General features: G+C 70.6%; 14 protein-coding genes. 4 read left to right on the forward strand and 10 right to left on the reverse strand.

The genetic code is table 11. The features are described from left to right. Positions 1-381: 381 nt before the first annotated feature. The 7 genes from ACP4J3_RS09735 to ACP4J3_RS09765 all read right to left on the reverse strand — a co-directional run bounded on the left by ACP4J3_RS09735 (position 382) and on the right by ACP4J3_RS09765 (position 7460). Positions 382-1161 carry an ABC transporter ATP-binding protein gene (locus ACP4J3_RS09735; protein ID WP_426532480.1) on the reverse strand — a complete coding sequence of 260 codons (780 nt, stop codon included), beginning with the start codon at positions 1159-1161 and terminating at the stop codon, positions 382-384. Then, positions 1154-2089: an ABC transporter permease gene (locus ACP4J3_RS09740; protein ID WP_426532482.1), complete on the reverse strand. Its 936-nt coding sequence runs from the start codon at positions 2087-2089 to the stop codon at positions 1154-1156. The genes ACP4J3_RS09735 and ACP4J3_RS09740 overlap by 8 nt, the downstream gene beginning before the upstream one ends. A gap of 96 nt (positions 2090-2185) precedes the next feature. Further along, complete coding sequence (locus tag ACP4J3_RS09745) at positions 2186-3058, reverse strand: glycosyltransferase family 2 protein (RefSeq protein ID WP_426532805.1); 873 nt, start codon at positions 3056-3058, stop codon at positions 2186-2188. 8 nt (positions 3059-3066) lie between these two features. After that, entirely contained in the window at positions 3067-3846 is a 780-nt protein-coding gene (locus ACP4J3_RS09750; RefSeq protein WP_426532484.1) for a CDP-alcohol phosphatidyltransferase family protein, read from the reverse strand. Next, positions 3824-4885, reverse strand: coding sequence for an iron-containing alcohol dehydrogenase family protein (locus ACP4J3_RS09755; RefSeq protein WP_426532486.1), 1062 nt, complete (start codon positions 4883-4885; stop codon positions 3824-3826). The genes ACP4J3_RS09750 and ACP4J3_RS09755 overlap by 23 nt, the downstream gene beginning before the upstream one ends. Further along, complete coding sequence (locus tag ACP4J3_RS09760; RefSeq protein WP_426532488.1) at positions 4873-5625, reverse strand: sugar phosphate nucleotidyltransferase; 753 nt, start codon at positions 5623-5625, stop codon at positions 4873-4875. The genes ACP4J3_RS09755 and ACP4J3_RS09760 overlap by 13 nt, the downstream gene beginning before the upstream one ends. Then, positions 5622-7460 carry a DUF5941 domain-containing protein gene (locus tag ACP4J3_RS09765; RefSeq protein ID WP_426532490.1) on the reverse strand — a complete coding sequence of 613 codons (1839 nt, stop codon included), beginning with the start codon at positions 7458-7460 and terminating at the stop codon, positions 5622-5624. Before ACP4J3_RS09765 ends, ACP4J3_RS09760 begins: the two co-directional genes overlap by 4 nt. 278 nt (positions 7461-7738) lie before the next feature. Between ACP4J3_RS09765 and galE the strand changes: the two genes are divergently transcribed. The 3 genes from galE (at position 7739) to idi (ending at position 10590) form a co-directional block, all read left to right on the forward strand. Further along, on the forward strand, positions 7739-8710 hold the full coding sequence (gene galE, locus ACP4J3_RS09770) for a UDP-glucose 4-epimerase GalE (RefSeq protein WP_426532492.1): 972 nt from the start codon (positions 7739-7741) through the stop codon (positions 8708-8710). 157 nt (positions 8711-8867) lie between these two features. Next, complete coding sequence (locus tag ACP4J3_RS09775; protein ID WP_426532494.1) at positions 8868-9809, forward strand: cation diffusion facilitator family transporter; 942 nt, start codon at positions 8868-8870, stop codon at positions 9807-9809. A gap of 187 nt (positions 9810-9996) precedes the next feature. Then, complete coding sequence (gene idi / locus ACP4J3_RS09780) at positions 9997-10590, forward strand: isopentenyl-diphosphate Delta-isomerase (protein ID WP_426532495.1); 594 nt, start codon at positions 9997-9999, stop codon at positions 10588-10590. A 63-nt stretch (positions 10591-10653) separates the two neighbouring features. Here the strand turns inward: idi and ACP4J3_RS09785 are convergent, their stop codons facing one another. Continuing rightward, the gene (locus tag ACP4J3_RS09785; RefSeq protein WP_426532807.1) at positions 10654-11163 is read right to left on the reverse strand and encodes an ATP-binding protein; all 510 of its coding nucleotides are present in this window, start codon (positions 11161-11163) and stop codon (positions 10654-10656) included. Between the two features lie 246 nt (positions 11164-11409). Between ACP4J3_RS09785 and ACP4J3_RS09790 the strand changes: the two genes are divergently transcribed. Next, complete coding sequence (locus ACP4J3_RS09790; protein WP_426532497.1) at positions 11410-12165, forward strand: enoyl-CoA hydratase/isomerase family protein; 756 nt, start codon at positions 11410-11412, stop codon at positions 12163-12165. On the opposite strand, the gene ACP4J3_RS09795 is transcribed toward ACP4J3_RS09790, so the two are convergent. Both ACP4J3_RS09795 and ACP4J3_RS09800 read right to left on the reverse strand, forming a co-directional pair. Further along, positions 12152-12787 carry a DJ-1/PfpI family protein gene (locus ACP4J3_RS09795; protein WP_426532499.1) on the reverse strand — a complete coding sequence of 212 codons (636 nt, stop codon included), beginning with the start codon at positions 12785-12787 and terminating at the stop codon, positions 12152-12154. The two genes, ACP4J3_RS09790 and ACP4J3_RS09795, sit on opposite strands and share 14 nt — an antisense overlap. Before the next feature lie 78 nt (positions 12788-12865). Beyond that, positions 12866-13828, reverse strand: a complete 963-nt coding sequence (locus ACP4J3_RS09800; protein ID WP_426532501.1) for a GlxA family transcriptional regulator — start codon at positions 13826-13828, stop codon at positions 12866-12868. Positions 13829-13895 lie beyond the last annotated feature (67 nt).

The raw sequence follows: 13895 nt of genomic DNA on the forward strand, positions 1-13895 counted from the left end.
GCCCGGGGCGGGGACGGCGCAGGCGGATGCGTTCAGCCGGGGAGTTTCCGTAGCCATTGCCGTCACATCTCCCGTTCTACACCGCGGACCCAATGCACACTATTTCGGACACGCCGCCCGGATGTCCGCGCCGCAGCCCGGAGAGAGGGTGTCGTGCCTTATCGCCCCACTTGCCGCGTTTCGGTACCGGTACAGCTTACGTTGTACAACGCAGCGTGGCCCGTACGGGTGTCCTGCACATCACAAGAACACACCGATTGGCGTCAAGATTCCTGACGCCGACCGGAGTTGACGTCTCCTTTGCAGACGCGGACCCCGCCGGGACAGTTCCGGCGGGGTTCCGGGAAGCTCACTGGGCCGTACGGCCCATGTCCGGGTGGACTACTTGCCCGTGAACTTCTCGTACTCCTTGAGGACCTCGTCCGTCGGTCCATCCATGCGCAGCTCGCCGCGTTCCAGCCACAGCACGCGGTTGCAGGTGTCCCGGATCGACTTGTTGTTGTGGCTGACCAGGAACACGGTGCCGGCTTCCTTGCGCAGCTCGCGGATGCGGTCCTCGGAGCGCTTCTGGAACTTGCGGTCGCCGGTGGCCAGCGCCTCGTCGATCATGAGGACGTCGTGGTCCTTGGCGGCCGCGATGGAGAACCGCAGCCGGGCCGCCATGCCGGACGAGTAGGTGCGCATGGGGAGCGTGATGAAGTCGCCCTTCTCGTTGATGCCGGAGAAGTCGACGATGTCCTGGTAGCGCTCCTTGATCTGCTCGCGGGACATGCCCATGGCCAGCCCGCCCAATATGACGTTGCGCTCGCCGGTGAGGTCGTTCATCAGCGCCGCGTTCACGCCGAGCAGCGAGGGCTGGCCGTCGGTGTAGACCTTGCCCTGCTCCGCCGGGAGCAGGCCGGCGATGGCGCGCAGCAGGGTGGACTTGCCGGAGCCGTTGGAGCCGATCAGGCCGATGGCCTCGCCGCGGTAGGCGACGAAGGAGACGCCCCGTACGGCGTGCACCTTGCGCACACCGCGCTCCTCACCGCGCTTGAGGATGCGGCTGAGGGCCGCGGTGGCGCTGCCCTTGCCGGACTTGGCGCCGTTGACGCGGTAGACGATGTGCAGCTCGTCCGCGATGACGGTGGGGACGCGTGTGTCGGTGTTCCGCTCAGCCACGGCCGTACCTCTCCTCCGCCTTCCAGAAGTAGACGAAACCGAACGCACCGGCCAGCAGCGCCCAGCCCAGCGCGAAGGCCCACACATGGTCGGGCAGGTACGAGGAGCCGTAGCCGTCGATCATCGCGAAGCGAACCAGGTCCATGTAGATCGCGGCGGGGTTCCACTGGAGGACGTCGGTGAGCCAGCCCGGCACGTTCCTGCCCTCGAGCATCGCCGGGATGCTGAACATCACGCCCGACGCGTACATCCAGGTGCGCAGCACGAACGGCATCAACTGGGCCAGGTCGGGGGTCTTGCTGCCCATGCGCGCGAAGATCAGCGCGAGGCCCGTGTTGAAGACGAAGTGCAAGGCGAGCGCGGGCGCCACCAGCAGCCACGACAAGCTGGGATAGCTGCCGAACCCGACCATGATCAGGACGAGCACGACCATCGAGTAGAGCAGCTGCTGGAGCTGTTGCAGCGCGAACGAGATCGGCAGTGAGGCCCGGGGGAAGTGCAGGGCGCGCACCAGGCCGAGGTTGCCGGAGATGGCCCTCACGCCCGCGAGCACCGAACTCTGGGTGAAGGTGAACACGAACACGCCCGTCACCAGGAACGGCACGTAGATCTCGTGCGGGATACCCTCCCGGGCGCCCAGCAGCAGGCCGAAGATGAAGAAGTACACGGCCGCGTTCAGCAGCGGGGTGGCCACCTGCCAGAGCTGGCCGAGCTTCGCCTGGCTGTACTGGGCGGTCAGCTTCGCCCGCGAGAACGCGAGGATGAAGTGCCGCCGGTCCCAGAGCTGGCGGACGTACTCGAACAGCGAGGGCCGGGCGCCGCTCACGGACAGCCCGTACTTGTCGGCGAGCTGGGCCGCCGTGAGTCCCTCGTCGGGCGACGGCGGCGCGCTCACCGCGACCGAGCCGTCGTGCGTTGTCTCACTCACCAGTTGAAACTTTCGTCTTCGAGATGCGCAGCCTGTGCGGGACTGGCATGAACCTGCGGCCGGGGTACGGTCCGGTTGCTCTCAGGGTCGAGCTTGTCAGATGACGGGTGGCCGGCCCAGTCGGGTCAGCCGCCACACCGTACGCCACTTCATGGGCCGGCGGGGACCGCACGGGCTGGTCCACCCTTCCCGGAATCCGCCGAACCATGCCCGCAGGGCGGGGCGGGAGGGGCGCCGGACCAGGGTGAGCAGCATCCACACGCCCAGATAGACCGGGACGAGGGGGGCGGGGAGATTGCGGCGGGCGAGCCAGACGCGGTTGCGGGCGACCATGCGGTGGTAGACCGCGTGCCGCGAGGGCGCGGTCGTGGGGTGGAACAGCACCATGTCGGACCGGTAGTCGATCATCCAGCCCGCGTCCAGGGCCCGCCATGCCAGGTCGGTTTCCTCGTGGGCGTAGAAGAATTCGTCCGGGAGTCCGCCGACTTCGGCGAAGACCTGGGTGCGGACGGCGTTGGCGCCGCCGAGGAAGGTGGTGACCCGGGAGGAGCGCATCGGGTCGGAGGCGCGCAGCCGGGGGACGTGGCGGCGCTGGGTGACACCGCTGTCCGGGTCGGCGATGCGGAAGCTGACGATGCCGAGCTTCGGATCGGCCGCGAAGGCCTGGCGGCACAGCTCGGCGGTGTCGTGGTGGGCGAGGAGGCCGTCGTCGTCGAGGAAGAGCAATATGTCGACATCCCGGCCGCTGGGGCCGAAGGCCTCGATGCCGACATTGCGGCCGCCGGGGATGCCGAGGTTCTCGGGCAGCTCGATCGTGCGGACGCCTTCGGGGACGTCCGGGACGGGCGAGCCGTTGCCGACCACGACGACCTCGACGCGGTCGCCGTCCTGCTTGGCGACCGAGTCGAGCAGGGCGCGCAGCTCGTCGGGGCGGTTGCCCATGGTGATGATCACCGCGCCGACCTTCATGGGCGCGCTCACTTCAGCCTGCTGGAGGCGAGGATCGACACCAGGTGCAGCAGCGTCTGCAGCAGCGCGATGCCGGCGAGCACCGCGACACCGAGCCTGGAGAAGAACAGGTCGCCGCGGGCCTGGTCGGCGATCGCCAGCACCAGGATCAGCAGGGACGCCTCGATGCCGAGGATCAGCCGGTGGAACTTGAACGCGGCGGCGGCCCTGCGGGCCAGCGCCATGCCGGAGGAGCGCATCTCGGACGCGGCCTCCTTGACCGGGGGCTTCCCGGCCTGGTGGCGGGCGACACCGACGAGGTCGGTCTCGGCCTTGATCAGGATCGCGCCGAGCGCGGCCAGGGTGCCGAGGAAGGCCCACAGCCAGTCGATACGGCCGCTGCCCCACAGGTCGGCGGCGCGCAGGCCGAAGCCGACGAGGACGGCGGCGTCGGTGAGGTAGGCGCCGACGCGGTCAAGGTAGACGCCGTTCAGCGAGTACTGCTTCTTCCAGCGGGCGATCTCGCCGTCGACGCAGTCCAGCAGCAGATACATCTGGACGCAGACCACGCCGAGCACGGCGCCCGGGATCCCCGGCACGAGGAGTGCCGGGGCCGCGAGCACACCGAAGACGGTCATCAGGTACGTGAGCTGGTTGGGCGTGACCCTGGTGTTCACCAGGTAGCGGTCGACCCGCAGGGACACCTCGCGCATGTAGAGGCGTCCCATCCAGTGCTCACCGCTGCGCCGGTCCTTCACCCCCGCGGGGTGAACGACGGGGCGGAGTTCAGCTACCGATGGCCTTGACATAGTCGGCGTAGACGTCCTTGATCTGGTCGGTGGTCAGGTCGAGGTGTTCGAGGATCGTGTAGCGGCCGGGCCGGGTCTGGGGAGCGAACTCCACGACTCGGACGAACTCGCCGTCCGTGAAGCCGATCTCCTCCGGCAGCACCGGCAGCCCGTGCCGACGCAGCACCTCGGCCATGTAGGCCGACTCCTCGTGGGCCCCGCGCAGGTACATCGCGAAGGCCGCGCCCAGTCCGCACTGCTCGCCGTGGGCGGCGGCGCGCTTGGGGTAGAGCAGGTCGAAGGCGTGGTTGATCTCGTGGCAGGCGCCGGAGGACGGGCGGGAGTCGCCCGACACCGACATCGCGATACCGCTGAGCACCAGCGCCTCGGCCAGCACCTGGAGGAAGTCGGTGTCCCCGATGCCGCCGGGGTGCCGCAGCACCGCCTCGCCGGCCTGCCGGGCGATCGCGGCGGCGAGGCCGTCGATCTTCTCGCCCTTGACCCGGTTGGCCAGCTCCCAGTCCGCGATCGCGGAGATGTTGGAGACGGCGTCGCCGATGCCGGCCCGCACGAAGCGCACGGGGGCGTCGCGGATGACGTCCAGGTCGATGACGACGGCGATCGGGTTCGGTACGCCGTAGGAGCCGCGCCCGGCGTCGTTGTCGAGGGTGGCGACCGGCGAGCACAGGCCGTCGTGCGCGAGGTTCGTCGGTACGGCGACCAGGGGCAGGCCGACGCGCGCCGAGGCGAACTTGGCGCAGTCGATGATCTTGCCGCCGCCGAGCCCGACGACCGCGTCGTAGTGGCCGGCCCTTATGTCACCGGCCAGCCGGACCGCGTCGTCGAGGGTGCCGCCGCCGACCTCGTACCAGGTGGCGCCCGGCAGCGCCGGGGCGAGCCGCTCCTTCAGCCGGGCGCCGGAACCGTTGCTGACGGCGACGGCCAGCTTGCCGGAGTGCGAGATGCGCTCGTCGGCGAGCACCGCGCCCAGGTCGTCGAGGGCGCCCGGGCGGATGTCGACGACGACCGGCGAGGGGATCAGCCGGGTCAGTACTGGCACGCGATCTCCCGTCCACGGGCGAGATCGTCGTGGTTGTCGATCTCCACCCACTTGACGTCGCCGATCGGCGCCACGTCGATACGGAAGCCGCGGTTCACCAGCTCCTGGTAGCCGTGCTCGTAGAACTGCTGCGGGTCGGTCTCCCACACGGCCTTGAGGGCGTCGGCCAGCTCGGGGGCGGCGTCGCCCTCGATGAGGGTGACGCCGATGTACTCGCCGGTGGCCTCGGCGGGGTGCATCAGCTTGGTGATCTTCGTCATGCCCTTGGCGGGGTCGACGACGACCTTCATCTCCTCGTCGGCGAGGTTCTTCACCGTGTCCAGGGCGAGGATGATCTTCTTGCCGTCGCCGCGGGCGGCGAGCAGCGTCTTCTCCACGGAGACCGGGTGCACGGTGTCGCCGTTGGCGAGGATCACGCCGTCCTTGAGGGCGTCACGGCCGCACCACAGGGAGTAGGCGTTGTTCCACTCCTCGGCCTTGTCGTTGTCGATGAGGGTGAGCTTGAGGCCGTACTTCTGCTCAAGGGCTTCCTTGCGCGCGTACACGGCCTCCTTGCGGTAGCCGACGATGATCGCGACCTCGCTCAGGCCGATCTCGGCGAAGTTGGCGAGGGTGAGGTCGAGAACCGTTGGTTCGCCCTCTATGCCCGCGGGCCCCACCGGCACCAGAGCCTTGGGAAGGCTGTCGGTGTAGGGGCGCAGACGCCGTCCGGCGCCGGCCGCCAGCACGAGGCCGATCATGCGGTTTCTCCTTCATCGTGTACGGCGGGCGCCCCTGCGGACACCCAGAAGCGGATGCTCTCGAAGAGCACCACCAGGGCCACGGCCACGGCGAGGGCCGTGAGCGCGACCGTGAACTGCGAGGCGGAGAGCACCGCGGCGAGGACGGTGACGAGCAGCGTCCGTCCTTCGTGCCCCCCGATGGCGCGCACCAGCCAGGCCGGGGGCGCTCCGGCGTTGCCGCGGATGCGGTACACCGTGTCGTAGTGATGGTAGGCGACGGCCGACACCAGGCCGAAAGCCGCGGGAAGGGCTCCGTTCACCTCCGCTTTGGCCGCCAGCACCAGGACGGTGCCGTATTCGGCGGCGCGCAGGAGCGGCGGGACCAGCCAGTCGAGGGCGCCCTTGAGGGGCAGGGCCACGGCGGCGGCGGAGGTGAGGACGTAGAGCACGGCGCCCAGGACGGGCAGCCAACTGCCGTAGGGCTCGAGCCATGCGCCGGCGACGAGGAGCACGGCACCCGGGAGCGCGACGAAGGCGCGCGAGCTGAACGGGGGGCGCGCGGGCAGTTTCTTCAGCGCTCCCGCGAGGCCCTGCGCGAGCGGCCCGCTGTCCGCCAGGTCCGCCAGCGCCCCCGCCGCCCGGTCGGTGCTCCCCCAGTGCTTAACGCCTGGGGGGACCCCCACGGCCTTGCGGGTCAGCGAGCGCAGCACGCGGCCCGCCGTCGTGTACGTCGCGGCGAAGGCGCAGCCGACGATCAGCGCGTAGAAGGTGATACGAGGAGTGGTGGCCGCGGTCAGGACGGCGATCATCGCCCAGCGCTCGCCGATCGGCAGCACGATCATGCGGCGCACCCACACCGTCCAGCCGACGCTGTCGAGCTTGTCGGAGAGGGCGGCGGTGGGACTGGTGTTGGCGGTGGCGTCGTGGTTGGCCTCGTTGAAGGAGAAGTCCACGACGTGCCGGCAGGTCTGCAGGACCATCGCGCCGAGGGCGAGGGCCCATACGTCGTCGCCGCCCCGGGCCGCTCCCAGCGCGAGACCGGCGTAGTAGGCGTACTCCTTGGCCCGGTCGAAGGTGGCGTCCAGCCAGGCGCCGAGCGTGGAGTACTGCAGGGAGTAGCGGGCGAGCTGGCCGTCGGTGCAGTCCAGGACGAAGGAGAAGATCAGCAGCAGGCCGGCGGCGATGAAGCCGCCCCGGGTGCCGGTGGCCGCGCAGCCCGCCGCGATGAGCGCGGTGATGAGGGAGGCGGTGGTGACCTGGTTGGGGGTCAGGCCCCGGTGGGCGCACCAGCGGGCCAGGTAGCGGGAGTACGGGCTGATGCAGAAGGTGGTGAAGAAGCCGTCGCGGGACTTCACCGCCGACTTCAGGCGTACGGCCTCGTCGTCGACGCCGGCGACGGCCTGCCGCGCCTCGTTGCGGGCCTGCGGGTCGGCCGGTACGGCGGCGACCAGGCTGCCCAGCTCGGGGCGGTGGATGTCGGTGCCGTCGTCGTCGAGGGCGGTGACGATCCGGTCGGCGAGGCTGTCCACGGCGAGGGCCGCACCGCCACCCGCGGAGGCCTCGCGGGCCATCGCGCGGGTCAGGGCCTGACGGCCGGCCGGCTGCGCGGTCACGGCGCCCGGGATCGCGGCGAGCGGGAAGCGGGGGTCGGTCAGGCCGAGGCGCAGCGCGTGCAGGTGGCCGACGAAGCGGGTGTCGACCACGGCGACGCGCTGGTCGCCGGGCACCTGGGCGAGGAGGGTCTCGGCGTCGGCCGGGTCGGCGGCGACCCGTATGTCGTAGCCGAGGGACCGCAGATCGCCCTCGATCGACGATCCGGGGACCGGCTGACCGGTGAGGATGGCGGTCGACAACCGAACTCACTCCCTGGGTGCCGGCGTGTCCGCGCCGGTCATGTGCACGTGTGGAGGCGCCCGGGACCTAGGCCCCGGGCGGCATGTCGGCAGAGGCTATCGGATGAATGGAAGCCGACGTTCACCACCCGTTTGGCGGAGCGATCAACGCGGTTTGCCCAGAGCTCTGCCGCGATCATCATCAAGGATTCGGGGTCCCGCTCACAAACCCGTAGTCACAGACGGGACATCGGGGACATTGGTTCCACCGTCGATGCCGCGGCATAGGGTGGGCGACCATGACATGGCTGATCACAGGCGGAGCCGGCTACATCGGGGCACATGTGGCGCGGGCCATGACCGGCGCCGGGGAGCGGGTCGCCGTACTGGACGATCTCTCGGCCGGGCACCCCGCGCGACTCCCCTCGGAGGTCCCGCTCGTCGAGGGTTCCTCGCTGGACGGTGAGCTGCTGAAGCGGGTGTTCGCCGAGCACGCGGTGACGGGTGTGGTGCATCTCGCGGCGCGCAAGCAGGTCGGCGAGTCCGTGGCGCAGCCGACGCGCTACTACCGGGAGAACGTGGGCGGTCTCGGCACGCTGCTCGAGGCGGTCGCGGAGGCCGGGATCGAGCGGTTCGTGTTCTCCTCGTCCGCCGCCGTCTACGGCAGTGCGGATGTGGATCTCATCACGGAGGACACCGCGTGCGCCCCGGTGAACCCGTACGGCGAGACCAAACTCGCCGGGGAGTGGCTGGTGCGGGCGGCGGGCCGAGCGTACGGCATCTCGACCGTGTGTCTGCGCTACTTCAACGTCGCGGGCGCCGCCGCGCCCGAGCTGGCCGACACGGGCGTCTTCAACATCGTCCCCATGGTCTTCGACCGGCTCACCCGCGATGAGGCCCCACGGATCTTCGGCGACGACTATCCGACGCCGGACGGCACCTGTATCCGTGACTACATCCATGTCGCCGATCTCGCCGAGGCGCATCTGGCGGCGGCCCGGCGGCTCACCGAGGCGGGCGCGAGTGGCGATCTGACGGTCAACATCGGCCGCGGCGAGGGGGTCTCGGTGCGTGAGCTGATCACCGTCATCGGCGAGGTGACCGGCGACCGGCGCCCCGCCGTCGTCGAGGCCCGGCGGCCCGGGGACGCGCCCCGCGCGGTCGCCTCCGCCGCGCTGGCCGCCGAGCGGCTCGACTGGACGGCCCGGCGCTCGGTACCCGAGATGGTCGAGTCGGCGTGGCGGGGCTGGCGGCTGCACCACGGCCTCTGATCATGCGCAACACCCTGACCTGCGAATCGTTTCCGCAGGTCAGGGCACATGACAACGGTGTTCAGTGCCGCGTTGCCCGATACCCCCCACCCGTAGTTCACTGTGATCCCGGGACGGAGATTCCGATCGTCCGGCGGACACGGAAGGGCGGCTTTTCATGGGGGCTGGGCACGATCACGGGCACGCGCACTCACACGCGCCCACCACCGGTACGGCGGCGGCCGCGTACCGCGGAAGGCTGCGCGTCGCGCTGTCGATCACGCTCGGTGTCATGGTGGTCGAGATCATCGGCGGTGTGGTCGCGGACTCGCTCGCGCTGATCGCCGACGCGGCGCACATGGCGACGGACGCGCTGGGCCTGGGCATGGCCCTGCTGGCGATCCACTTCGCGAACCGCCCGCCGAGCGCGACGCGCACCTTCGGCTACGCCCGCGCGGAGATCCTCGCCGCCCTCGCCAACTGTCTGCTCCTGCTGGGCGTCGGCGGCTATGTCCTGTACGAGGCGATCCAGCGGTTCCTCACGCCCGCGGACACCGAGGGCGGCCTGATGATCGTGTTCGGCGCGATCGGCCTGGTCGCGAACATGATCTCGCTGACGCTGCTGATGCGGGGCCAGAAGGAGAGCCTGAACGTGCGCGGCGCGTTCCTGGAGGTGGCCGCGGACGCGCTGGGCTCGCTCGCGGTGCTGGTCTCCGCGGCGGTGATCCTGGCCACCGGCTGGCAGGCCGCCGACCCGATCGCCTCGCTGGTCATCGGCCTGATGATCGTGCCGCGCACCCTCAAGCTGCTGCGCGAGACCCTCGACGTCCTGCTGGAGTCGGCCCCCAAGGGCGTCGACATGACACAGGTGCGGGCCCACATACTCGCCCTGGACGGGGTCGAGGACGTCCACGACCTGCACGCCTGGACGATCACGTCCGGCATGCCGGTGCTGTCGGCCCATGTGGTGGTGCGCTCCGACGTCCTGAACGCGATCGGCCACGAGAAGATGCTGCACGAACTCCAGGGCTGCCTCGGTGACCACTTCGACGTGGAGCACTGCACCTTCCAACTGGAGCCGAGCGGGCACGCCGAGCACGAGGCGCGGCTCTGCCACTGAAACAACCGTGCGGTCCGACAAGACGTCAGTACGGACGGAATGCAGCGATCCGGTGGTCAGTCGCGTCCTCATGCTCACAGCGCCCGCGCGGACGGTTCCGTGCCCGCCGCGCCGGGCACGATCAACTGCCGGGAGTGCCGGATTCGTACGGCACACTTGGGGCGCAAGACCGATGTGAAGGATGGGTATGCCGATCACACCTGCCACCGCGACGCACAGTCCGTCGAACGGCGCCGCTGACGCGATTTTGCTGGAACTCGTCGACGAGAACGGTGTGACGATCGGCACCGCTGAGAAGCTCGCCGCCCATCAGCCGCCCGGACAGCTCCACCGCGCCTTCTCGGTGTTCCTGTTCGACGAGCACGGCAGGCTGCTGCTCCAGCAGCGGGCGCTCGGCAAGTACCACTCCCCCGGCGTGTGGTCCAACACCTGCTGCGGCCACCCCTACCCCGGCGAGGCGCCCTTCGCGGCGGCGGCCCGGCGTACCTACGAGGAGCTCGGCGTCTCCCCGTCGCTGCTCGCGGAGGCCGGCACGGTCCGCTACAACCACCCGGACCCGGACTCGGGTCTGGTGGAGCAGGAGTACAACCACCTCTTCGTCGGGATGGTGCAGTCCCCGCTGCGGCCGGACCCCGAGGAGGTCGGCGCGACGGCCTTCGTGACCCCGGCCGAACTGGCCGAGCGGCATGCCAAGGACACCTTCTCGTCCTGGTTCATGACCGTGCTGGACGCGGCCCGACCCGCCGTGCGCGAGCTGACGGGACCGTCGGCAGGCTGGTGACGGCCACCCGGCACGTGCCTTCCGGCCCACGGAGCCCGGGGGCCGGAAGATCCGGTGGACTCGCTAGGGCACGTGCACGGGCTTGAGCGGCACCGCGGCCCAGATCACCTTGCCGCCGCTCGCCGTGTGCTCGACATCGCACACGCCCCCCGCCTCCCTGGCGATCTCGCGCACCAGGAGCAGGCCCCGGCCCCCGGTCTGGCCGTGGTCGGCCTCCAAGGCGGTCGGGCGGTAGGGATGGTTGTCCTCCACGGACACCCGCAGCCACTCGGCGCCGACGGCGACCTCCACGGCGAGCATCGGCGACAGCAGCGCCGCGTGCCGGACGGCGTTCGTGACCAGCTCCGACACGATCAGCAGCACGCCCTGAACCATGTCGTCCGAGACCGGTACGCCCTGGCGGTGCAGCAGGTCCCGTACGGCGTGCCGGGACTGCGGGACCGAGGCGTCGACGGCGGGGGCGGTGAACCGCCAGACCCCCTCGTACGGCAGTGGATCAGGCGGCCGGGATCCGAGGGGTTCGTCCGCGCCGCCTGCTGGGCGTGGGCCGGACCCGCGCCCGTGGTTCTCCATCGTCCGGTCGCCACCCTCGCGCTCGATTGTCACCACACGTCGAGTGTTGGTAACGCGCAGGTCCGGACCGAAGGACTGAACAGAAGTCAGCGAGTATCGAGCGATTCTGATCGTTGGCGTATGACGCGGTCAGTTGTGGGACCACTCCTGTGCCGCTCATGCCGACTTGGCGAACTATTCGGGTTGTACGGGTTTGGCGGCGCCCGCGGGGCGGCGCTGTCGGCGCGAGCGGATAGCATCCGCCGCATGGAGCCCCAGTTGCTGCACGGCGTCACCGACTCGGTCGCAACCGTCGTCATCCACCACCCGGCCAAGCGCAACGCGATGACGGCCGCGATGTGGCGCGCCCTGCCGCCGCTGCTGGAGACGCTGGCCGCCGATCCGGCCGTACGGGTGCTGGTGCTGACCGGCGAGGGCGGGACGTTCTGCGCGGGCGCCGACATCTCCACGCTGCAAGGGTCGCCGCAGGAGGCGCAGACCCTGGCCGTGGCCGCCGAGGAGGCGCTGGCGGCCTTCCCGAAGCCGACGCTCGCCGCGATTCGGGGGCACTGCGTGGGCGGCGGGTCGCAGCTCGCGGCGGCGTGCGATCTGCGGTTCGCCGAGGAGGGGTCGCTGTTCGGGGTGACTCCGGCGAAGCTCGGGATCGTGTACGCGGCGTCGTCCACGCGGAGGTTGGTGTCGCTGGTGGGGCCCGCCACCGCCAAGTACCTGCTGTTCTCCGGCGAGTTGATCGACGCGGAGCGGGCGCTGCGTACGGGACTGGTGGACGAGGTGCTGCCCGAGGGCGAACTCGGCAAGCGGGTCGCGGAGTTCACCCGGATCCTGGCGTCGCGCTCGCAGTTGACGCAGGCCGCGGCCAAGGAGTTCGCAGGCGGGCGCACCGACCGTGACGATCACTGGGCGGAGCAGGCGCGCGGGAGCGGTGACACCGCGGAGGGGGTCGCCGCGTTCCTGGAGCGCAGGCAGCCGCGCTTCACCTGGAACGTGCCTACACCAGGCTGAAGCGGCTGTTCGTGCGGAACTCCTCGACGAGGTGCGCGGGCGCCTTCTGCGGGGATCCCGCGTCGTAGGGCGGCTGCGGGTCGTATTCGGTGAGCAACTGCACCGCCTGGGCGTGTTCGTCACCGGCGATCCTCCCGACCAGGGCCAGCCCCATGTCGATGCCCGAGGAGACGCCGGCGGCAGTGATGTACTTGCCGTCCGGCACGACTCGCTCACCCGTGGGCTCGGCTCCGTACTGCGGCAGGAAGTCGAGGGTGAGCCAGTGGGTCGTGGCGCGGCGGCCGTCGAGGAGGCCCGCGGCGGCCAGGAGCAGCGAGCCGGTGCAGACGGAGGTCGTCCAGGTGCTCGTGGTGTCGGCGGTCCTGAGCCACTGCAGGAGCGTTTCGTTCTCGATCTCGGCGAAGGTTCCGGGGCCGCCCGGCACCACGAGGATGTCGGGGTGCGGTACGTCGGCCAGGGTCTTGTCGGCGGTGATGGCCAGGAATCCCGTGTCGGCGCGGACCGGGCCGGCGGTCTCGGCGACGAAGTCGACCTGTGCGTCCGGGAGTCGGCTCAGGGCCTCGTAGGGGCCGACGATGTCGAGGGCGGTGAAGCGGTCGTAGAGGACCATCGCGATCTGCATGGGTTTCCCTTTCAGGTCGGTGTCCGGTGGTGGGTGATCGGTGGTCGATGGTGGGCGGTCGGTGGTCGGTGGTCGGTGTCAGCGGGCCGGTGCGGGGTGGAATCGGCGGCGGTACTCGGCCGGGGCGGCGCCCAGGGCCTTGAGGAAGGCGCGGCGCATGGCCTCCGGGGTGCCGTAGCCGCTGGCCCGGGAGATCTCCTCGATGCCGTCGCCGGTGTCCTCCAGGAGCCGGCGGGCGTGTTCCAGGCGGACCCGGTCGACGTAGCGGCCGGGGGTCATGCCGGTCTCGGCCTGGAACGCGCGGGCGAAGTGGCGCGGGGAGAGGCTCGCGCGGGCGGCCAGCGCCTCGACGCTCAGGTCGGTGTCGGGGTGCTCGGTGATCCAGCGCTGGACCTCTCGGAGGGGCTCGCGCTGGGCGGTCTGGGCGGCGAGCTGGGCGCTGAACTGGGCCTGGTTTCCCGGCCGGCGCAGGAAGACCACGAGGTGGCGGGCGATGCCCAGGGCCACGTCCCGGCCCAGGTCCTCCTCGACCAGGGCGAGCGCGAGGTCGATGCCCGAGGTCACGCCGGCGGAGGTGGCGACATGGCCGTCACGCACATAGATGGGATCGGGGTCGACCTCGACGCCCGGGTGGTCGCGGGCGAGCTTGTCGCAGTACGCCCAGTGGGTCGTGGCGCGGCGGCCGTCCAGCAGTCCGGCCGCCGCGAGCAGGATGGCTCCGGTGCAGACGGAGACCAGTCGCTCGGCTCGGGGGCCGTGCTCGCGCAGCCACTCGACCAGGCCGGGGTTCGGGGTGCGGGTGCCCTGGCCGCCCGGGACGACGAGGGTGGTGTGCGCGTCGAGCCGGTCGCCGAGGCCCTGGTCCGGTACGAGGGTCAGGCCGCTGGAGCTGCGTACGGGAGCGCCGTCCAGGGAGGCCGTGCGCAGGTCGTAGGTGCCCGGCCGGTGCTTCTCGGCCCCCGCGAAGACTTCCAGCGGACCGGTGACATCGAGGCTCTGTACCGCGTCGAAGAGTGCGAAGAGAACGGTTCGCTGCGTCATGCCATCGATTCTTCGGGGCCGTCGCCATGACCACAATGACGAGGACCCCAACTTTTCTGCCATGACC

This window comes from Streptomyces sp. UG1 (assembly GCF_049974585.1).
Classification (GTDB): Bacteria; Actinomycetota; Actinomycetes; order Streptomycetales; family Streptomycetaceae; genus Streptomyces.